We start from the raw sequence: 17,463 nt of genomic DNA on the forward strand, positions 1-17,463 counted from the left end.
CGATCCCTTGCATGCGCTGGGCTACGAGACGGACCTCGCCGCAGCGGGATCGGCCGCTTCGATGATGACCTTAAGCGCCTGCGTCTCGGCTGCCCTGGAGAAGACGTCATAAGCGTCCATCATGTCGGCCATTGCAAAATGGTGGGTGACAAGCTGTTCGGGATCCAATTGTTTCGCCTCTACCATCCGCAGCAGCTGCGGCGTCGAGACGGTGTCAACCAATCGCGTCGTGATTGTGATATTGTGGGACCACAGACGCTCGAGATGCAGGTCGGCCTTGGCGCCATGCACCCCGACGTTCGCAATCGTTCCTCCGGCTGCGACGAGCAGCTGGCAGAGTTCGAAGGTCGCGGCGACGCCAACCGCCTCGATCACCGTATCGGCACCGCGCCCACGCGTCATCTCCATCAGCGCCGCTGCGGCGTCGCGCGTGCCGCTGTTGATCGTGTCGCTGGCGCCGAACCGGCGCGCAACAGCGAGACGGCTGTTGTCCAGATCGATCATGATGATCCGCGCGGGCGAGAAGAGCTGCGCGGTGAGCAGCGCGGCGAGACCGATCGGTCCCGCGCCGACGATTGCGAGGGTCGATCCCGGGGCGACCTTGCCATTGAGCACGCCGCATTCGAAACCGGTCGGGAGGATGTCGCTGAGCAGGACCAGCGCATCCTCGTCCGCCTGCTCGGGGATGGCGTAGAGGCTCGTGTCGGCATGCGGGATGCGAACATATTCGGCCTGGGTGCCGTCGATCATATTGCCGAGGATCCAGCCCCCCGTCGCGCAATGCGACTGCATGCCCCGGCGGCAATATTCGCAGCGCCCGCACGCGGTGATACAGCTGATCAGAACATGATCGCCGGGCGCGAAAGCCGTTACGCCCGTCCCGATGCTATCGACGATGCCGACCCCCTCATGCCCGAGGATGCGGCCCGGCGCGCAGCTGGGGACATCGCCTTTCAATATGTGGAGGTCGGTGCCGCAAATGGTCGTCTTGGTGATGCGGACGATCGCGTCGCCCGCATCCCGCACCTGGGGGACCGGCCGCTCCTCTACAGCCTTCAGGCCAGGGCCGTTATAGACTAGGGCTTTCATGCGAAACCTCCTTTCATGAGGGGAGGGGCGTCTGGACCGTTGCCTTGGCGGCTCGATCGTGTCGGCACCGCGGGATGCGAGGTTTCTGCATTTGCCGCACGGCGGCGCCGTTTCTGTTCGGTGCGCGCCGCCTCATAGCTGGCGAGAACCCGCCGCATCTCGTCGAGCGCGTTGCGCCGACCTCTCTCGCTGCGGATATGCTCGAGGTTGTGCTTCAGATTGGCGGCGAAATCGGCATAGTCATTCTGCCAGTCTTCGCCCGCGAGCTGGGCAAGATCGATGCGTCCGGTCTGGATTCGCTTGGGCGGCACGCCGGGGGCGAGCGCGAAGCTCTCGCCGATCGCAGGAGCGACGACGGCAAGGCCCGGCGTTTCGGATTGGACGAGCGAGCGAAGCGCTTCGATCGCTTCGCTCTCGCCATGGTCCAGAAAAAGTCCGCCGCGGATTGGACGACGTTCGCGAATCCAGGCCGCAAGCTCGTCCCGATCGGCATGCGCCGAATAGCTTTCGATGCGCCGGATGGCGGCACGAACGTTGATGTCCTTGCCCGAAAGCCGCACGCGCTCGGCCCCATCGAGGATGACCCGCCCGAGCGATCCGCGCGCCTGGAATCCGACGAACAAGATCGTCGACTGGCGCCGGTGCAGATTATGCTCGAGATGGTGGCGGACGCGCCCGCCCTCGCACATGCCCGAGGCAGCGAGGATGATGGCGCCCGACACGCTGTTGAGACGGATCGATTCGGCGACGTCCTCGACATAGCGGATCGAGGGATGACGGAAGACGTCACTGCCCGCGACATCCTCGAGCTCGGCCGCGTGCGCCGCGAAGACTGTCGTTGCTTGGCTCGCAAGGGGCGAGTCGACGAAGATGGGAATGTTCGGGATGCGGTTCGCCTCGGCGAGGCGGGCGAGGTCGAGAAGCAGCTCCTGCGTCCGCTCGAGCGCGAACGCCGGGATGATGAGGTTGCCACCGCGCGCGAGCGCCGCCTTCACTTCGGTTTCGAGGAGCTGACGGCGGTCCTCGATCGTCAGTTTCGGCCGCGGCCGGTCGCCATAGGTCGATTCGCATATGATGAAGTCCATGCCCGTGGGCGCATCGGGATCGCTCTGGAATGCCTTGTTGCCGGGTCCCAGATCGCCCGAAAAGAGCAGGCGAACACCGCCCGCCTCAAGCTCGACGGAGGCCGATCCCAGGATATGCCCGGCATTCCACAGCCGCGCCTTGAAACCCGGGGCGGGCTCGAACCAGGTCCCAAGCTCGGCGGGCTGGGTCAGGCGCCACGCCCGCAGCCCATCGGCCTCGGTGTAGAGCGGCTCGAACATCGGCTCGCCCGCGCGGTCGTAGCGGCGGTTCCGGCGCGCCGTGTCGCTCTCCTGAATTCGCCCCGCGTCGGCGAGCATGAATTCGAGAAGGTCAGCGGTCGGCGCGGTGCACCAAAGGGGACCGCGATATCCCTCCTTCGCGAGCTTCGGTAACAGTCCGCAATGATCGATATGCGCATGGGTAAGCAGAACTGCGTCGATCTTGTCGACGTCGAACCCAAAGGCGCCATGGTTCAGCGTCTCGAGGCTTCGCGATCCTTGGAACAGCCCGCAGTCGATCAGGATCCTTCGCTGTCCGAGCGTGAGTTCCATGCACGAGCCGGTGACCGTTCCCGCGGCGCCATGGAAGGCAATCTTCAGCGGCGTTTCGGGGTCGGCCATGACACTCGATCTTTCGTTCGCAGGTGGACGGAGAGGCGGCCTCGCATTGCGCTCAGCGCCCCGCCGCGCCATATTGGGTCATCGCCTCGAGCCACTTCGTGCGGTGCTCGGCATCACCTTCGACATTGCCGACGATGCTTCGCTCCGTGGGCGCGATGCCGACAAAGCCGAGAATATTGCGCTCGAGGCTGCGCAGGCTGTGCGCGCCAAAATAAAGGCGGTAGAACAGCCCGGGCATCCCCATTGTCACGACGATATGGGCCGTTCGGCCTTTGAGGCGTTTTTCGGGCAAGCCCTTTGCCTTGGGCGCGAAGGCGAATCCGGGCCGCATCACCTGTTCGAAGAAGCCCTTGAGGCGGGCGGGCAGGTCGCCGAGCCAGAGCGGGTAGAAGATCACCAGATGTTCGGCCCAGGCAATATCGTCCTGTGCCTCGGCTATCGCGGGCGGAAGCGCACCCTCTTCCCACTCTTTGCGACTTTCGAGCAGATCGAACGCGAGGCCTGCGACGGCGATGCGGCGGACGTCATGACCTGCCGCCAGCGCCGCCGCCGCATATGTGTCGGCGAGCGCATGGACGAACCGCCCCGGATCGGGGTCGGGGTGTCCGTCGATCAGCGTGATCCGTCTGGCCACCATGCCGAATTCCTAAAGGTTCGGGGTGCGCGCGTTGGCGCGACTGGAACGGAACACCGCGCCGGGCCGAGCTGGACGGGACGGGCGCGGCGCGGCGATCCGCCTGCCGCTTTTGGGATTGCGGACGCATTCCTCCTATCCGTAGTTTCCCGCATGGCCCCGCCACGCGCACGGCCTTGGCGAAACGGCATGCCCCATAAGGATCAACGCGGATCGCGGTCGCAGCGATCGTTTCGCTCTGGCCCGAAAATCGCTATGGAAGGCGTCCGCGGGAAGGCGAACCTTGAGGATGGCGGCGCCTTTTTTACAGCGCGGGCGGAGGCTGCGCGGTCGATGTCGATGTTGCAACGCTCTTTTGCGGCGCGTCTCGTCTGCGCGCTGGCTCTAATCGCCGCCGCGGCGCTGCTGCGCTATGCGCTCGAGCCCTGGCTCGCCGGCAACGCAGCCTTCCTGCTGTTCGCGCCCGCGATCCTCGCCGCCGCCGTTCTCGCCGGACCGCTCGCGACATCGATCTCGACGGCTCCGGCTCTGCTCATCGGCCTCTATTTTGCCGGCTACCGGGGCTACAGAACCCCTAATCTGGTCGAAGCCGCGGTTTTCCTGCTCACGGCGGGCGGCGTCGTTGCGCTGTCGCAGGCTTTCGAGCGGATGCGCAAGCGCATGCACGAAAGTGACCGGCATGCCGCGCAGCGCGATGCCGAGGCAGCGCTCGTCGCCGAGGAGCTCAATCTGCTGATCGATGGCGTCGAGGGCCATGCGATCTATCTGCTCGATGCCCGAGGCCGGGTCACGATCTGGAACAAGGGCGCCGAGCGCCTCAAGGGGTGGCGCGAAGACGAGGTTGTCGGAGAGGATGCCGCGATCTTCTACCCGCCAGATGCGATAGCCGCGGGCAAGCCCGCCGAGGATCTCGCCACGGCCGCCCGCGACGGCTGCCTCGACGCCGAAGACTGGCGCGTCCGCAAGGACGGTTCGGAGTTTCTCGCCGACGTGTCGATCACCGCGCTTCGCAACGAAGACGGAAGCCTTCGCGGCTTCGCCAAGATCGTCTCCGACATCACCGGGCGCCGCGCCGCCGAGGAAGCCTTGCGATCGCGGGAAAGCCATCTCCGCTCGATCCTGTCGACCGTGCCCGACGCGATGGTCGTGATCGACGATCGGGGTCTGATCGTCTCGTTCAGCGCCGCCGCCGAGCGGCTGTTCGGCTATCAGGAGGCCGAACTGCTTGGCGTCAATGTCAGCCGGCTCATGCCCTCGCCCGATCGCGAACGCCACGACGCCTATATCCGCCGCTACCTCGAAACAGGGGAAAAGCGCATTATCGGAATCGGACGGGTGGTGTTCGCCGAGCGCAAGGACGGCTCGACCTTTCCGATGGAATTGTCGATCGGGGAGGCGTCGAGCGACAGCCATCCGCTCTTCACCGGCTTCATTCGCGATCTCACCGAGCGCCAGCTGACCGAGGCGCGGCTCGAATCGCTTAAGTCCGAGCTGATCCACGTCTCGCGCGTAAGTGCGATGGGGACGATGGCTTCGACCCTTGCCCATGAGCTCAACCAGCCGCTCACCGCCGTCGCCAATTATGTCGAGGCCGTTCGCGACCTGCTCGCGAGCCCCGCACCTGCCGATATGCCGATGATCCGCGATGCGCTCGACGATACGGCGAAGGAAGCGCTGCGCGCCGGGCACATCGTCCGGCGGCTGCGCGATTTCGTGGCGCGGCGCGAGGTCGAGAAAACGATCGAGAAACTGCCGTTGCTCATCAACGAGGCGGCGGTTCTCGGGCTGATGGGCGCACGCGAGAAGAGCGTCGAGCCGCGTTTCGATCTCGATCCCTATGCCTCGCCCGTGCTCGTCGACAAGGTCCAGATTCAGCAGGTGCTGATCAACCTCATCCGCAACGCCGTGGAAGCGATGGCCGACAGCCCGGTACGGCAGCTGACCGTCACGAGCCGTCCCGACCAGCGCGGTTTTGTCCGGGTGATTGTCGCCGATACCGGCCCGGGCGTCACGCCCGAGGTCGCCGCGCAACTCTTCACGGCGTTCGTCAGCACGAAGGCCGAAGGCATGGGCCTCGGCCTTTCAATCTGCCGGACGATCGTCGAAGCCAATGGAGGCCGCATCTGGATGGAGAGAGGTGCCGACGGCGGGACCGAATTTCATTTCACGCTGGTGAGCGCGAAAGCGGAGGAAGATGATGTCGGATAGGAAGCTCGTGCATATCGTCGACGACGAGGAGGCGATCCGGCGTTCGGCGAGCTTCATGCTCAAGACCTCTGGCTATGCCGTGGAGACCTGGGCCAATGGCGTCGCTTTCCTGAAAGAAATCCGGCATGTCTCCGAAGGCTGCATCCTGCTCGATGTGCGCATGCCCGAGATGGACGGGCTCGAAGTCCAGCAGGCCTTGCTCGAGCGGGGGGTCACCATGCCGGTGATCATGCTCACCGGCCATGCCGACGTATCGATCGCGGTGCGCACGATGAAGGCCGGCGCGGTCGATTTTCTGGAAAAGCCCTTCGAGAAGGCGGTACTCATCGCCTCGATCGAAGCCGCTTTCGCTCGCATGGAGGCGGCGGAAGGCGCGGCGGCACGCTCTGCCGAGGCCGAGGTGGTGCTTGGCATCCTGACGCCGCGCGAGCGCGAGGTTCTTGAAGGTCTCGCGCAGGGGCTGCCCAACAAGACGATCGCCTACGATCTCGGCATCTCGCCGCGCACGGTCGAGGTTCACCGCGCCAACCTCATGGCGAAGCTCGAAGTCCGCAGTCTCTCGGACGCGCTGCGACTCGCCTTCGCCGCCGGGCTCGGCGCCTGAAATCTGCGGACATTACGTAACGACCGCGCTCTTTCCGATGGGTAGATCATTGTCCATCGGAGGATGGACCGCATGACGACAGGCCGCTGCGAAGACCCTGCGAGGACGATCCGCCGTCCCGCGCCGGACCGCGCCGCGCGCCCGCGGCCGTCTTCTCCCACCATCAACCACCTGACGCATCGCGAACTCGAAGTCGTCGACGGTCTCGTGCGCGGTCTCACCAACAAGCAGATCGGACAGGAACTCGGTATCAGCCACCGCACCGTCGAAATCCATCGGGCACGCCTGATGCGCAAGCTCGGCGCTGCGACGCTTGCCGGGCTTCTCGGCATCGTCCTGCCGCAGCGCGACCGGATCGACGCGCTGATCGCCGAACAGGCCAAGGCGCGGGCCTAGACCTTCCCCGCGGCAAGGAAGAAAAAGAAGAGCAGGGTGGCCGCTGCCATCACCGCAGTCGCCGCCCAGCCTGACCAGAGCTGCCGCCGCGAAATCCGGAGGCGCCCCATCGCACGCGGATTGCGCGCAATCAGCATCATCACGACCATGAGCGGCGCGGCCAGCACGCCATTGACGACCGCGGCCCAGTAAAGCGCGCGCGCGGGGTCGATCCCGATCGCCGAGAGCGAAGACCCCGCGAGCGTCGTCGCGGCGATCGTGCCGTAGAAGAGCCGGGCGGAAAGCGGCTTGGCGTCGAGGCTGCCCGCCATGCCCGCCATCTCGGTCACCGCATAGGCGGCCGATCCCGCGAGCACGGGAACGGCGAGAAGGCCGGTGCCGATGATCCCGAGCGCGAACATCGCGAAGGCGAACACCCCCGCGACCGGGCGCAGCGCTTCTGCCGCCTGCGCCGATGTCGCGATGTCGCGCACACCCTCCGCATGCAGCGTCGCCGCGGTCGCGAAGACGATCGCAAGCGAGATCGCCGTGCTCAGTGCCATGCCGGTCAGCGTGTCGATACGGATGCGCTTGAGCTCGGGGCCCGCCGCGGCCGGCGTCAGGCACAGCGGTTTTGCATGATGGCGATGCTGTTCCTCGATTTCCTGCCCGGCCTGCCAGAAGAAGAGATAGGGGCTGATCGTCGTCCCGAGGATCGCGACGAAGGCGGTGGCATAGGCGGCGTTGAGCTCAATATCGGGTATCACCATCGACCCGAGCGCCTGGCTCCAGGGGACATGGACGACGAACAGCACCGCGACATAGGTGAAGAGGGTGAGGGTCGTCCATTTGAGGATCGCGGCATAGCGTGGATAGCTGAGTCCCACCTCGAGGACGATGCTGAGGATGCCGAACAGCAGGGTGTAGAGCCCGGCATTGCCGCCGGCCAGCAGCGCCAGCGCCGCGCCCATGGCGCCGAGATCGGCGCCGAGGTTGATGATGTTCGCCACCAGCAGGAGCGATACCATCGACCACAGTAGCGGGCGCGGATAGTGCCGCCGCAGATTGCGGGCGATCCCCGCTCCGGTGACCCGCCCGATCTCGGCGGCGATGCCCTGGATTGCAACCATCAACGGGAAGCTGAGCACGAAGGTCCAGGACAGGCGATAGCCGAAGGCCGCGCCGATCTGACTATGCGTCCCGATCCCGCTCGGATCGTCGTCGGCGGCGCCGGCGATCAGCCCCGGGCCGAGCGCGCGAAGAAATTCTCTCGGGCTCGGCCTGGGCGCTGCCGATGCGGCGGGAGCCCTTACGTCCTCGTCACTGGTGATCGGCATGGATGGTCTTTCTTTTCGGACGTTCGCGTCCGCGACGGCCTTGATCGGTATTTGGACTTCAAGAGAGCAGGATCGGGACAAGCATGAGGCTCGCCGCGACGCTGAGGACGAGCGGCAGCGCAAGCTTCCACCCCTTCCGCCAGCCGGCGATCGCCAAGGCGGTCGCGCCCTTGAACAAGGTGTTGGCGAGAACCGGGGCGACGATCACGATCGTCGCGAGCTGGCCCTTGAGCAGGCCGTGGGGAAGCGAGCCGACGGCGATGATTGCCGAGTCGACGTCGGCCAGTCCCGAGAGTGCGATGACGAGCGCGAGGCCGCGCTCGCCGACCATCGCCATCATCCAGCGTGCGGCGACGGTCAGCAGCATGACGAGCAGCATCAGGCCGATCGCCGGGGCGAGGCGGAACGGGTTCTTGAGTTCGACGGGGCGGTCGGTGGCGCTGGTATCGCGCCGGCTGCGCAACGCAAGGAATATCGCTCCACCACTCACCAGCGCCGCGGGCGCGGCAATCCAGCCGAATTCGGGCATGGCCGCCGGCGCCAGTACGGCGCTCAGGATTGCCGCGCGGATGAGCATCACCGCCGATGCGGCGCCGATCCCGGCGATCGCCATCGCTTCGCTTTCCTCGCCGTCGCGCACCCGCATCGCGAGTGCCGCAGTGACCGCCGTCGAGGAGACCATCGCGCCGGTTGCAGCCATGACGAGCGTGCCGCGCGAGGCACCGTAGCGCTTGGCGGCAATATAGCCGAGAAAGGAGAAGCCCGAGACAAAGACCACGACCATCCAGAGCTGACGCGGATTCCAGGCGTCATAGGGACCGAAGCGCTGGTCGGGCAGCAAGGGCAGGATGGCGAGCGCGATCAGCGCAAAGCGGACGATCGCCCCGACCTCGACATCGCTGAGCCCCGCGACCCAGCGATGCAACTTGTCGCGAAGCGCGAGCACCAGCGTCAGCGCTACGGCAATCACCGTCGCCATCTCGCTTCGACCGCTCGCGGCGAGATAACCGCAGCCGAGCGTAATGAGCGCGGCGAGACTCGTTGTCCCGCTGAGCTGGTCGGGCGCCCGCGCGCTCTTCGCATAGCCGATGAGGATGAGGATCGCTGCTGCGCCGGAGACGATCGCGGCCATAGCCGGGGCGGGGGCTGCGGTGACCGCCGCCATACCGCCCGCGAGGCCGAACAGGGCAAAGGTTCGCACGCCCGCGAAACGGCTGCCCGCGGCTTCGTTGCGCAGGCTCCAGCCGCGCTGGACGCCGACGAGCAGCCCAAGAAAAAGCGCAAGCCCGATGCCGGCGAGCGGTTGCAACTGGGCGCATCGAAAGGACTCGATCATGTCGCTCACCCGGCGCGGAGGTTCAGCCGCCGCCAAACTCGCGCTCGCATTCGATGCAATGCGCGGCGTGCGGAACGGCTTCGAGGCGCGCGGCATCGATCGGTATGCCGCATGCGGTGCAGAGGCCGTAATGGCCTGCATCGAGCCGGGCAATCGCGAGCCGGACTGCCTTCATCTCCGCCGCTGCCGCGCTTTGCTGTGCATCGATCGTTTCGTCATCTTCGCGTTCGATTGCCTGCTCGCCCGAATCGTCGTCGAGCGGCACGCGCTGCTGGCTTTCCAGCCGTTCGACCTGCGCTGCGAGCCGGTCGAGGCGCGCGACCAGGCCGGCGCGTATTTCGGACAGATTATGCATCAGCCATTCTCCTCGACCGCAATGAGCGCGGCGATTTCGTCGAGGATGAACAGCCGCCTCTTCTTGAGTTCCTCCAGCTCGTCGTCGGCGAGTGCGGCAAGGCAGGCTTCCACGCGCTGAATCTGGCTCTGAAGGTCATGATGCTCTTCGGCAAGCTGACGATAGTTCGCGCTGGAGAGCTTGAGCGCATGCAGCGCTGGCCCGTGGTCAGGAAATAACGTGTGAAGGTCGTGACCAGATTCGCTCATCTTCGGTCCTTTCGTGATGGATTTGCCTCCCAAATTGCGCCCGGACACTTCGCCTGTCGCTACGCAATAGCCCTTACGCTCGGCGTAGCTCCGGCGGCCGACGCCATCCGGCCGCGCTCCAGATGAAAGGTGTACGTACAGTTGCGTAATCACCTCTGCGCGACGACTCGCTATCCGGACTGCATGGGGATTCAGCAAAATCCATTCCGCTACCAGGGAGGCCACCGCCCGACACGGGCCCCGAGCGCCGTTCGCGCGTCACTTGCCGGAGCACGGCAATGAGCGATTGCGCGTCCTGCGCCGTGCGCTGCCGCGCCATCTGCGCCAGCCTCGCGGTCGACGAAGCCGCCGAACTTGGCCGCATTGGCCGTCGGCAGCGTGTGAGGGCGGGTCACACCCTGCTATGGGAAGGCGACGAAGCGCCGACGGTCGCGAATGTCCTGTCGGGGGTGCTCAAGCTCGTCGTGGCCACCGCCGATGGCCGCGAACAGATCGTTGGCCTGGTCTTCCCTTCCGATTTTATCGGCCGCCCGTTCGGCAAGCAAAGCCCTTACCGGGTGACCGCCATGACCGACGCCGAGGTCTGCATCTTCAATCGCCATCAGTTCGACGACTTCGCGGGCCGCCACCCGCATTTGCAAAAAAAGCTTCTCCACCGCACCCTCGACGAACTCGATCGGGCGCGGCACTGGATGATGCTGCTAGGCCGCAAATCGGCGTCCGAGAAGGTCGCCTCCTTTCTGCTCGATATGGAAGAACGGCTCCCCGGTGCCGCCGACGGTGCGTCTGGCGGCTTCGAGCTGCCCTTCGGTCGCCAGCAGATCGCCGACATATTGGGGCTGACCATCGAGACGACTTGCCGCCAGCTCACGCGCATGCGCAGCGACGGCCTCGTTGACCTTCCCTCGAGGCGCGCGGTGCGGATCAACGACCGGGCGCGAGTGGCTGCGATGGCCGGCTGAGACAATGGGAGCTTGCGCGAAGCTGGCCGGAAGGGCGGCGCTGCTGCTGGGGGCTGCGCTGCTGCTGCCACTCGCGGCGTCGGGCGAGCCCACTGGACCGCACGGGAGCGTTGGCGAGGCGGCCGAGCGATTGAAGCCCGGAGAGTATATCTGGGCGCCCGAGATCGCCCCGCGCGGCCCCCTGATGATGATCGTGAGCCTCGCGACCCAGCGTGGCACCCTCTATCGCAATGGCGTCCCGATCGCGATCACCACCGTCTCGACGGGCAAGGCGGGCCATGAAACCCCGACCGGTGTCTTCACGATCCTTCAGCGCGACGCCGATCATCGCTCGAACCTCTACGACGATGCGCCCATGCCCTATATGCAGCGGCTGACCTGGGGCGGAGTTGCGCTACATGGCGGCACCTTGCCGGGCTATCCTGCTTCGCACGGCTGCATCCGGCTGCCGCAGGCCTTTGCCCGCCTGCTCTATGGCGTGACGCGGCTCGGGATGACGGTCATCGTCACCGAGGCCGCAGTCGTTCCGCGCGCAGCTCCCGGCGATTCCCTGCTCCGGACCGGGCCGACGCCGGCAGAGGGGGCGGTGCTATGGGAGCCGGACCGGGTGCCAAGCGGCCCCGTGTCGATCATTGTCAGCGCCGCCGACCAGCGGCTGCTGGTGCTGCGCAACGGGATGATGATCGGATCGGCGCCCGTGCGCCTCGAAGGCCCGGTTACGGGCACCTCGGCATTCGTCCGCCAGTCGGACGAATCGGGCGCGGCAGCCTGGCTCGAGGTCCCCATTCCGGAGGCAATTGCCGCCAAGGTGCCGGAGCGCTTCGCAGGGCGCGTCGATATAGCAGCCGATCTACGCGCGCTGCTTGAGCCTCTCATTACCGTGGGAACCAGCGTTATCGTCACGCCGGACTCGCTTCGCACCTCGAGCCCGCAGCCGGTGGAGATACTCGGCGGCGACGAGGGCAGCGCGCCAACGCCCTAAGGCGTGACCGAATCGGTCCAGCGGCTGAAGGTGAGTGACATTTGTCTGCCCCGGAAGGGGGGCGGCGGCCGGAACCGCGCCCCAGGCGGCCCGGCGCACGCGTCTAGCTGCTGATCTTGATCTTGCGGGCGGGATCGCGCGCCTTCTCGGTCTTCGCGATCTCGACGCTGAGCAACCCATGCTTGAACTTCGCCTCGATCTTGTCGGCATCGGCATCCCCGGGCAACGCGATGCGGCGCCGGAAGCTGCCATGGCGCCGCTCGCTGATCAGACGCCCGTCCTCGCGGCGCTCGGAGGATTCGTCTTTTTCGCTCGCGAGCAGAAGCACTCCGTCGGCGACTTCGAGCTGGATGTCCTTCTCGGTGAGCCCGGCGAGTTCGGCCGTCAGCTTGTAGGCTGACCCGGTATCGACCAGCTCGACCGCCGGGACCGGACTCACGAGCCGCGGGACATAGCTCAGCAGGCTGCGGCCGGGGACGGCGAACTCTTCGAACATGCGGTCAAGTTCGCCGCGCAGCCAGTTCATGGCGCCAAGCTCCGCCTGCGCGGGCTGGCTACCCGCGGTGCGGGTCGGGGTGAGATCATTCATCAGCTTGCTCCTTCTGAAATCGAGAGGGATCGCGGCGGCGGGTTGTGTCCGAGGAACTCTCTCGGAAGGGCCTCATCGCCGTAATGCGCCGGTGCGCTATCGGAACCTAGCGAGCAGGCCGCGACGGCAGAATCCGGGAAGCTCCCAAGCGGAGCTCTCCTTACGGGAAGTTGCGAATAAGCCGCCAGCTTCGTCCCCGGTAAGGGTGGCCATAATCGCCCGGCGGCTCCTTGCCAGCGCTCGGCGGGCGTCGGTCCGCTCGCAAGGGGGCGGACGCCCCTCAAAGGAGAAAGATCATGCCGAACAAGAGTGACGGCCAGCTTCAGGATGACTTGGTCGCCGAGCTCGAATGGGACCCAAGCGTCGATCACGCGGATATCGGCGTCTCGGTCAACGACGGCGTCGTGACGCTTGCCGGCTATGTGAAGAGCTTTCCGCAAAAGGTTGCGGCCGAACGCGCCGTGCGGCGCGTCGCGGGCGTGCGCGCGCTTGCCGAGGAACTGAAGGTGCGCTTCGCGTCCGATCCCAAGACCGCCGATCATGAAATCGCCAGGCGGATCGTCGACATAATCGGCTGGACGGTCGCGATCCCCGAAGGCCAGATCAAGGTCAAGGTCGAGCATGGTTGGGTCACGCTGAGCGGAACGGTCGATTGGCACTTTATCGCGAAGGAAGTCGCGCGTGCCGCGGGCCAGATATCGGGGGTCACCGGGGTGTCGAACATGATCAAGGTCGGCGATGTTCCGACCCCTGCCGACGTCAAGGCGCGGATCATGGCGGCGTTCAGGCGTCGGGCGGGCCTTGACGCGAGCAGCGTCTCGGTGACGACCGACGGCAGCACGGTGACATTGCGCGGCCGCGTCAAGGCCTGGCGTGAACGGCGCATGGCAGAGCTCGCGGCCTGGTCGGCGCCCGGCGTGACCGACGTAGAAGATTATCTCGCAGTCGACAGCTGATCCCGCTCGCTCGGGGAAGAGGCGACCCCCCCGCGGCCGTCCGGAAATCCGGGCGGCCGCCTTTCTATCCGTATCATTGCGCATATCGGCTTGGGCGGGCGGCACATAGGCTCGGCGAAGAAACCAAGGAGACGGCTCATGAAGAATATCCTGTTGCTCGTACATGACGACCATGGCCAGGAAGCACGCCTGCAGGCGGCGCTCGATATCACCCGCGCGGTGGAAGGGCATATGACCTGTATCGACGTCACCCCCTATCCGCTTATCGCGGGCGACGGGTTCGGCTTTGCCGAGACCGTCGTCGTCCTCGACGAGCGCGAAAGCGAAGCGAAGAACAAGTCGGTGATCAGCGACCGCCTGTCGCGCGAGGATGTCAGCTGGAGCTGGATCGACGCGATGGACGAGATCGCCAATGCGGTGCTCGATGCCGCCGACCTCGCCGACCTCATCATCCTCAATTGCGCGCTCGACGGCTTTCCGATGCCCGACATGCGCGACATTGCGAGCCGCATCGTGGCGCGCGCGAGCGCGCCCGTGCTCGCGGTGCCCGAGACCCTCGAGCGCTTCGAGCTCGAGCGCGCGCTCGTCGCATGGGACGGCCGCCCATCCGCTGCGGCCGCGCTCCGCGCCGCGGTCCCGCTCCTCGCCTTTGCGAAGGAGGTCGAGATATTCACCGCGCAAGCGCCCGACAATCATATCGCCCCCGAGGATGCCGCGACCTATTTGTCGCGCCACGGCATCGCGGCGAATGTGCGCAAGACCGACATCGGCAAGTTCCACGCCGATTTCCTGATCTCGGACGAGGCCAAGCTGTTCCGCGCCGATTACATCGTCATGGGCGCCTACGGCCGCGGCCGACTGCGCGAAACCTTCGGGGGCACCACGAAGAACCTGCTTTCGAAGAGCAAATTCCCCCTGCTGATGAGCCATTGATCGATGACCCCTGGCCCTGCTTTCCAGCTTCGGGCTCGCGCTTCCGACATGGCGAGCCCGACGATCTTGCATGACCTAGCATGGTGCGACCAGGAACCAGTCGCCATGCAAAAATTTCGATAACGGGACCATGGACATGTTGATCGCCCGATCGGGTTGGAGCGAGGCGCCGCCGACCATCCTTATCGTCGAGGATGACCCGGCGGTGCGCCGCTCGCTCCTCCTGCTTTTGCACGGGCGCGGATTTGCGGCGAAGGCTTGGCCCGCCGCCGATCCCGCACTCGCCGAGGCGGCGCGCGCCGCGCCCGATTGTCTGATCGTCGATTACCGGCTCGAGAGCAGCGACGGCATCGCGATGCTCGGCGCGCTGCGTGCACAGGGCTGGGATGGACCGGCGATCCTCATCTCTGCCTATCCGTCCGAGGAATTGAGCGCCCGTGCGCTCAAGGCGGGCTTCGCGCTTGTTTTCGAAAAGCCGCTGCGCGAGCATATGCTCGTCGATGCCGTGACCCGTCTCACTAGCAGCGGTACGCCGTCGGCAAGCCCTTAAGCCTTGCCCTGCTCCCTGCGGGCGGGTCTATTCGGGATATTCGCGCGGCGTGGCTTCGGGATGGCTGTCGGGAAGCGTCGGCGCTTCGGGCGACGTGCGCAACGGCTGGCGATCGGGGTTTGGCGCCGGTGTTTCGGGATAGGCCTTGTCGGGCTGTGCCGGCGGGTCGCAATCGGGACACTCGGGAGGGCGCGCCGCGCTGGCGGTGTCTCGCTCGAAACGATCCATGGCAGTTTCTCCTGACCGGCCGGTCTGGCCTTCGCCTCTTTCGCGCCGCTGCCCGCGGCGCGCCATTAGGGATTCCCCGTAGCCACTCCCTCGGGGACGAGGACGAGCGCGCCTTCCACCTCGCCGGCGCGCAACCGGTCGAGCGCGCGGTTCGCATCGGCGAGCGGCAGCACAGTGACATGCGTGCGCACGTGGCAGCGCGCCGCGGCCTCGAGGAACGCAGCGCCATCGGCACGGGTCAGATTGGCGACCGACCGAATCGATCGTTCTTCCCAGAGATCGGCATAGGGAAAGGCGGGAATGTCGCTCATATGGATGCCGGCGCAAATGACGCGTCCGCCCTTCCGTACCCGACGCAGCGCTTCGGGCACCAGCGCGCCGACCGGCGCGAAGAGAATCGCGGCATCGAGCGCGGCGGGCGGGGCCTCGTTCGACGCGCCCGCCCAGATGCAGCCGAGGCGGCGCGCAAAATCCTGGCCCGCCGCGTCGCCCTCGCGCGTGAAGGCATAGACGTCGGCGCCGTCGGCGATCGCGATCTGCGCAAGAATATGCGCGGCGGCGCCGAAGCCATAGAGGCCAAGCGTCTTCGCGCCGTCCGCCATGCGATAGGCGCGGTAACCGATCAGTCCGGCGCAGAGCAAAGGCGCCGCGTGAACATCGTCGAAGGCGGCGGGGATTGCGAGACAGAAGCGCGCATCGGCGACGACGTGCGACGCGAAACCACCGTCGCGCGTAAAGCCGGTGAACTCGGGTGCGTCGCAGAGATTTTCTTGGCCCGTAGCGCAATAGGGGCAGGCGCCGCAGCTCCGGCCGAGCCAGGGCACGCCGACCCGGTCGCCAAGCCCGAACCGCGTGACACCCAGGCCGAGCGCATCGACGCGGCCGACGATCTCATGGCCCGGAATGATCGGGCGCCGACCGCTGATGTCGCCGTCGGCAATATGGAGATCGGTCCGGCATACGCCGCACGCGAGGACAGCGATCCGGATCTCGCCGTCGCCCGGTGTGGGCATCATCCGCTCGACGCGGCGCAGCGGCGCCCCCGGCGTGTCGAGCTGCATGGCATAAAAACATTGGTCCATTGGGTGCGCCTCCGACTGCCTGCCGCTCGGGGCGCCGACCCGATCGCCCAAGTCAGCGAAGCTCCAGTTCGAGCAGCGCCAGCGTGGCGTCGCCGTCATAGTCGCTCGCCTTGAACCCCAGCGTGCGTTCGACCTCCATCGCGCCACGATTGGCGCGGCTCTCGATCGACCGCAGGGTCGTGAGGCCGCGGGCCCGGGCGAGATCGACGGCATGGTTGAGGAGCGTCCAGCCGACCCCGCGCGTCTTATACGCCGGCGCGACCGAAATCGCGACCTCGGCAGTCACGAACGCCTCGTCGGCTGCGATGAGCAGGCTCGCGACCAGCTCCGACGTCGCCGCATCGAACGCGAGCAGATGCTCGCGATGCCGGTGATCGACCCCGATCATCGCCGCGAGCTGCACGCTCGACAGGTGCGACTGGCCGCTCAGGAAGCGGAACTGCATATCGTCGGGAGTCAGCCCATCGAAGAAATGATTGACGATGTCGGCGTCGCCGTCGGTGACCGGCCGCAGGCGGAGATCGGCGCCGCTGCGGGTCTGCAAACAGGTCTCGGTCGCCTCGCTCAGCGTGGTGTCGGGCGCATTGGTAAGCGTCATCCTCTGACTCCTTGATTTGGGACGGGCCGCCGAAGCGGCGAAGCGCGAAGGGGTAGGGTGCCCGCGATGCGGCTTTGCTCGCGCCGCGGGTCCGGCGGTGCGCGATTCACCGGGGTCCGGCGCGGGTGCGCGCGACAGAGGGTCAATGGACGGGGTTTCGGCATCGCCTGCTCCTTTGTGGCCTCAGGCTAGCGCCCCGCGCGGTCGGCGCATTTCGTAATTATACGGACTTCCGGGCCTCCAAAGCGATGCTCCCATGCGAGCCCAGCCGTGTCACAGGTTCGATCCGATGCGGATTTTGAGGCCGGGAAGCCGGCTTGGCGGCTTGGCTTCAACCGTTCGGGGTCAAATGAGCCTATCCCAAGCACGGGCGAGCCTCATTTCGAGAGCCGCACGATCAAGCGACAGCTCGACTCCAGCCGCGGTGCGCCAATCCGCGAGCGCGAACCGAAGTTTGCCATCGGCTCGGCCAGCGGGCTGGCAGCTTTGCCAAATTGCCGCCGGCGACGTTGCCTGCCGGTCCACGACCGATGCGGTGCAACGTCGTGTCACCCCTATCGCGAGAGGTTCCCGACCCTGGAAGTCGAGAGCCCATGGTCCGGGATGGCATGTGAAAATCGCGTCGTGCGCCTCGCGCGCTTGAGGACTGACCGCGAAGCCGCTTGTGAAAGTCCTCCGTCGGGCGTTAGGG

General features: G+C 66.3%; 19 protein-coding genes. 8 read left to right on the forward strand and 11 right to left on the reverse strand.

Going from position 1 to position 17,463, the window contains the following annotated elements; translation table 11 throughout:
- Nucleotides 1-21: 21 nt before the first annotated feature.
- From ATE64_RS01965 to ATE64_RS01975, 3 genes are read right to left on the reverse strand one after another with little or no spacing between them, the layout of a single operon-like run.
- Nucleotides 22-1,089, reverse strand: coding sequence for a zinc-dependent alcohol dehydrogenase family protein (locus ATE64_RS01965; protein ID WP_058454586.1), 1,068 nt, complete (start codon nt 1,087-1,089; stop codon nt 22-24).
- On the reverse strand, nt 1,086-2,795 hold the full coding sequence (locus tag ATE64_RS01970; RefSeq protein WP_082657537.1) for an MBL fold metallo-hydrolase: 1,710 nt from the start codon (nt 2,793-2,795) through the stop codon (nt 1,086-1,088). The genes ATE64_RS01965 and ATE64_RS01970 overlap by 4 nt, the downstream gene beginning before the upstream one ends.
- A 52-nt stretch (nt 2,796-2,847) precedes the next feature.
- Entirely contained in the window at nt 2,848-3,432 is a 585-nt protein-coding gene (locus ATE64_RS01975; RefSeq protein ID WP_058454585.1) for an NAD(P)H-dependent oxidoreductase, read from the reverse strand.
- 330 nt (nt 3,433-3,762) lie between these two features.
- Here ATE64_RS01975 and ATE64_RS01980 point away from each other — a divergent pair, with 330 nt between their 5' ends.
- From ATE64_RS01980 to ATE64_RS01990, 3 genes are all read left to right on the forward strand, one after another.
- Nucleotides 3,763-5,637 carry a PAS domain S-box protein gene (locus tag ATE64_RS01980; RefSeq protein WP_058454706.1) on the forward strand — a complete coding sequence of 625 codons (1,875 nt, stop codon included), beginning with the start codon at nt 3,763-3,765 and terminating at the stop codon, nt 5,635-5,637.
- Nucleotides 5,627-6,241, forward strand: coding sequence for a response regulator (locus ATE64_RS01985; protein ID WP_058454705.1), 615 nt, complete (start codon nt 5,627-5,629; stop codon nt 6,239-6,241). Before ATE64_RS01980 ends, ATE64_RS01985 begins: the two co-directional genes overlap by 11 nt.
- Before the next feature lie 72 nt (nt 6,242-6,313).
- Complete coding sequence (locus tag ATE64_RS01990) at nt 6,314-6,637, forward strand: LuxR C-terminal-related transcriptional regulator (protein WP_058454584.1); 324 nt, start codon at nt 6,314-6,316, stop codon at nt 6,635-6,637.
- Here ATE64_RS01990 and ATE64_RS01995 read toward each other — a convergent pair.
- From ATE64_RS01995 to ATE64_RS02010, 4 genes are read right to left on the reverse strand one after another with little or no spacing between them, the layout of a single operon-like run.
- On the reverse strand, nt 6,634-7,953 hold the full coding sequence (locus tag ATE64_RS01995; protein WP_058454583.1) for a divalent metal cation transporter: 1,320 nt from the start codon (nt 7,951-7,953) through the stop codon (nt 6,634-6,636). The two genes, ATE64_RS01990 and ATE64_RS01995, sit on opposite strands and share 4 nt — an antisense overlap.
- A gap of 58 nt (nt 7,954-8,011) precedes the next feature.
- Nucleotides 8,012-9,289, reverse strand: a complete 1,278-nt coding sequence (locus ATE64_RS02000) for an MgtC/SapB family protein (protein ID WP_156416430.1) — start codon at nt 9,287-9,289, stop codon at nt 8,012-8,014.
- Nucleotides 9,290-9,311: 22 nt separating this feature from the next.
- Nucleotides 9,312-9,644 carry a TraR/DksA C4-type zinc finger protein gene (locus ATE64_RS02005; protein WP_058454581.1) on the reverse strand — a complete coding sequence of 111 codons (333 nt, stop codon included), beginning with the start codon at nt 9,642-9,644 and terminating at the stop codon, nt 9,312-9,314.
- On the reverse strand, nt 9,644-9,892 hold the full coding sequence (locus ATE64_RS02010) for a YdcH family protein (RefSeq protein ID WP_058454580.1): 249 nt from the start codon (nt 9,890-9,892) through the stop codon (nt 9,644-9,646). Before ATE64_RS02010 ends, ATE64_RS02005 begins: the two co-directional genes overlap by 1 nt.
- Nucleotides 9,893-10,170: 278 nt before the next feature.
- On the opposite strand from ATE64_RS02010, the gene ATE64_RS02015 reads away from it, so the two are divergent.
- Both ATE64_RS02015 and ATE64_RS02020 read left to right on the forward strand, forming a co-directional pair.
- Complete coding sequence (locus ATE64_RS02015) at nt 10,171-10,854, forward strand: Crp/Fnr family transcriptional regulator (protein WP_058454579.1); 684 nt, start codon at nt 10,171-10,173, stop codon at nt 10,852-10,854.
- Nucleotides 10,855-10,858: 4 nt separating this feature from the next.
- Complete coding sequence (locus ATE64_RS02020; RefSeq protein WP_058454578.1) at nt 10,859-11,836, forward strand: L,D-transpeptidase; 978 nt, start codon at nt 10,859-10,861, stop codon at nt 11,834-11,836.
- A gap of 103 nt (nt 11,837-11,939) precedes the next feature.
- Here the strand turns inward: ATE64_RS02020 and ATE64_RS02025 are convergent, their stop codons facing one another.
- Nucleotides 11,940-12,425, reverse strand: coding sequence for an Hsp20/alpha crystallin family protein (locus ATE64_RS02025; RefSeq protein WP_231728992.1), 486 nt, complete (start codon nt 12,423-12,425; stop codon nt 11,940-11,942).
- A gap of 296 nt (nt 12,426-12,721) precedes the next feature.
- Between ATE64_RS02025 and ATE64_RS02030 the strand changes: the two genes are divergently transcribed.
- From ATE64_RS02030 to ATE64_RS02040, 3 genes are all read left to right on the forward strand, one after another.
- Nucleotides 12,722-13,381: a BON domain-containing protein gene (locus tag ATE64_RS02030; protein WP_058454577.1), complete on the forward strand. Its 660-nt coding sequence runs from the start codon at nt 12,722-12,724 to the stop codon at nt 13,379-13,381.
- Between the two features lie 138 nt (nt 13,382-13,519).
- Nucleotides 13,520-14,314, forward strand: coding sequence for a universal stress protein (locus ATE64_RS02035; RefSeq protein WP_058454576.1), 795 nt, complete (start codon nt 13,520-13,522; stop codon nt 14,312-14,314).
- A gap of 136 nt (nt 14,315-14,450) precedes the next feature.
- Complete coding sequence (locus tag ATE64_RS02040; RefSeq protein ID WP_058454703.1) at nt 14,451-14,864, forward strand: response regulator; 414 nt, start codon at nt 14,451-14,453, stop codon at nt 14,862-14,864.
- Nucleotides 14,865-14,891: 27 nt separating this feature from the next.
- Here the strand turns inward: ATE64_RS02040 and ATE64_RS02045 are convergent, their stop codons facing one another.
- The 3 genes from ATE64_RS02045 to ATE64_RS02055 all read right to left on the reverse strand — a co-directional run bounded on the left by ATE64_RS02045 (nt 14,892) and on the right by ATE64_RS02055 (nt 16,772).
- A complete protein-coding gene (locus tag ATE64_RS02045) occupies nt 14,892-15,092 on the reverse strand; it encodes a hypothetical protein (protein ID WP_058454575.1) in 201 nt (66 codons plus the stop codon).
- Nucleotides 15,093-15,157: 65 nt separating this feature from the next.
- A complete protein-coding gene (locus ATE64_RS02050) occupies nt 15,158-16,174 on the reverse strand; it encodes a zinc-dependent alcohol dehydrogenase family protein (protein WP_058454574.1) in 1,017 nt (338 codons plus the stop codon).
- A gap of 52 nt (nt 16,175-16,226) precedes the next feature.
- Entirely contained in the window at nt 16,227-16,772 is a 546-nt protein-coding gene (locus ATE64_RS02055) for a GNAT family N-acetyltransferase (RefSeq protein WP_058454573.1), read from the reverse strand.
- Nucleotides 16,773-17,463: the final 691 nt, after the last annotated feature.

The organism is Sphingopyxis sp. H073, assembly GCF_001468395.1.
In the GTDB taxonomy this organism is placed as follows: Bacteria; Pseudomonadota; Alphaproteobacteria; order Sphingomonadales; family Sphingomonadaceae; genus Sphingopyxis.

Bases quoted from the DNA above. Each gene is read 5' to 3' on its own strand.
- ATE64_RS01965 (WP_058454586.1), bottom strand. From the start codon at position 1,089: ATGAAAGCCCTAGTCTATAACGGCCCTGGCCTGAAGGCTGTAGAGGAG.
- ATE64_RS01970 (WP_082657537.1), bottom strand. From the start codon at position 2,795: ATGGCCGACCCCGAAACGCCGCTGAAGATTGCCTTCCATGGCGCCGCG.
- ATE64_RS01975 (WP_058454585.1), bottom strand. From the start codon at position 3,432: ATGGTGGCCAGACGGATCACGCTGATCGACGGACACCCCGACCCCGAT.
- ATE64_RS01980 (WP_058454706.1), top strand. From the start codon at position 3,763: ATGTCGATGTTGCAACGCTCTTTTGCGGCGCGTCTCGTCTGCGCGCTG.
- ATE64_RS01985 (WP_058454705.1), top strand. From the start codon at position 5,627: ATGTCGGATAGGAAGCTCGTGCATATCGTCGACGACGAGGAGGCGATC.
- ATE64_RS01990 (WP_058454584.1), top strand. From the start codon at position 6,314: ATGACGACAGGCCGCTGCGAAGACCCTGCGAGGACGATCCGCCGTCCC.
- ATE64_RS01995 (WP_058454583.1), bottom strand. From the start codon at position 7,953: ATGCCGATCACCAGTGACGAGGACGTAAGGGCTCCCGCCGCATCGGCA.
- ATE64_RS02000 (WP_156416430.1), bottom strand. From the start codon at position 9,289: ATGATCGAGTCCTTTCGATGCGCCCAGTTGCAACCGCTCGCCGGCATC.
- ATE64_RS02005 (WP_058454581.1), bottom strand. From the start codon at position 9,644: ATGCATAATCTGTCCGAAATACGCGCCGGCCTGGTCGCGCGCCTCGAC.
- ATE64_RS02010 (WP_058454580.1), bottom strand. From the start codon at position 9,892: ATGAGCGAATCTGGTCACGACCTTCACACGTTATTTCCTGACCACGGG.
- ATE64_RS02015 (WP_058454579.1), top strand. From the start codon at position 10,171: ATGAGCGATTGCGCGTCCTGCGCCGTGCGCTGCCGCGCCATCTGCGCC.
- ATE64_RS02020 (WP_058454578.1), top strand. From the start codon at position 10,859: ATGGGAGCTTGCGCGAAGCTGGCCGGAAGGGCGGCGCTGCTGCTGGGG.
- ATE64_RS02025 (WP_231728992.1), bottom strand. From the start codon at position 12,425: ATGAATGATCTCACCCCGACCCGCACCGCGGGTAGCCAGCCCGCGCAG.
- ATE64_RS02030 (WP_058454577.1), top strand. From the start codon at position 12,722: ATGCCGAACAAGAGTGACGGCCAGCTTCAGGATGACTTGGTCGCCGAG.
- ATE64_RS02035 (WP_058454576.1), top strand. From the start codon at position 13,520: ATGAAGAATATCCTGTTGCTCGTACATGACGACCATGGCCAGGAAGCA.
- ATE64_RS02040 (WP_058454703.1), top strand. From the start codon at position 14,451: ATGTTGATCGCCCGATCGGGTTGGAGCGAGGCGCCGCCGACCATCCTT.
- ATE64_RS02045 (WP_058454575.1), bottom strand. From the start codon at position 15,092: ATGGATCGTTTCGAGCGAGACACCGCCAGCGCGGCGCGCCCTCCCGAG.
- ATE64_RS02050 (WP_058454574.1), bottom strand. From the start codon at position 16,174: ATGGACCAATGTTTTTATGCCATGCAGCTCGACACGCCGGGGGCGCCG.
- ATE64_RS02055 (WP_058454573.1), bottom strand. From the start codon at position 16,772: ATGACGCTTACCAATGCGCCCGACACCACGCTGAGCGAGGCGACCGAG.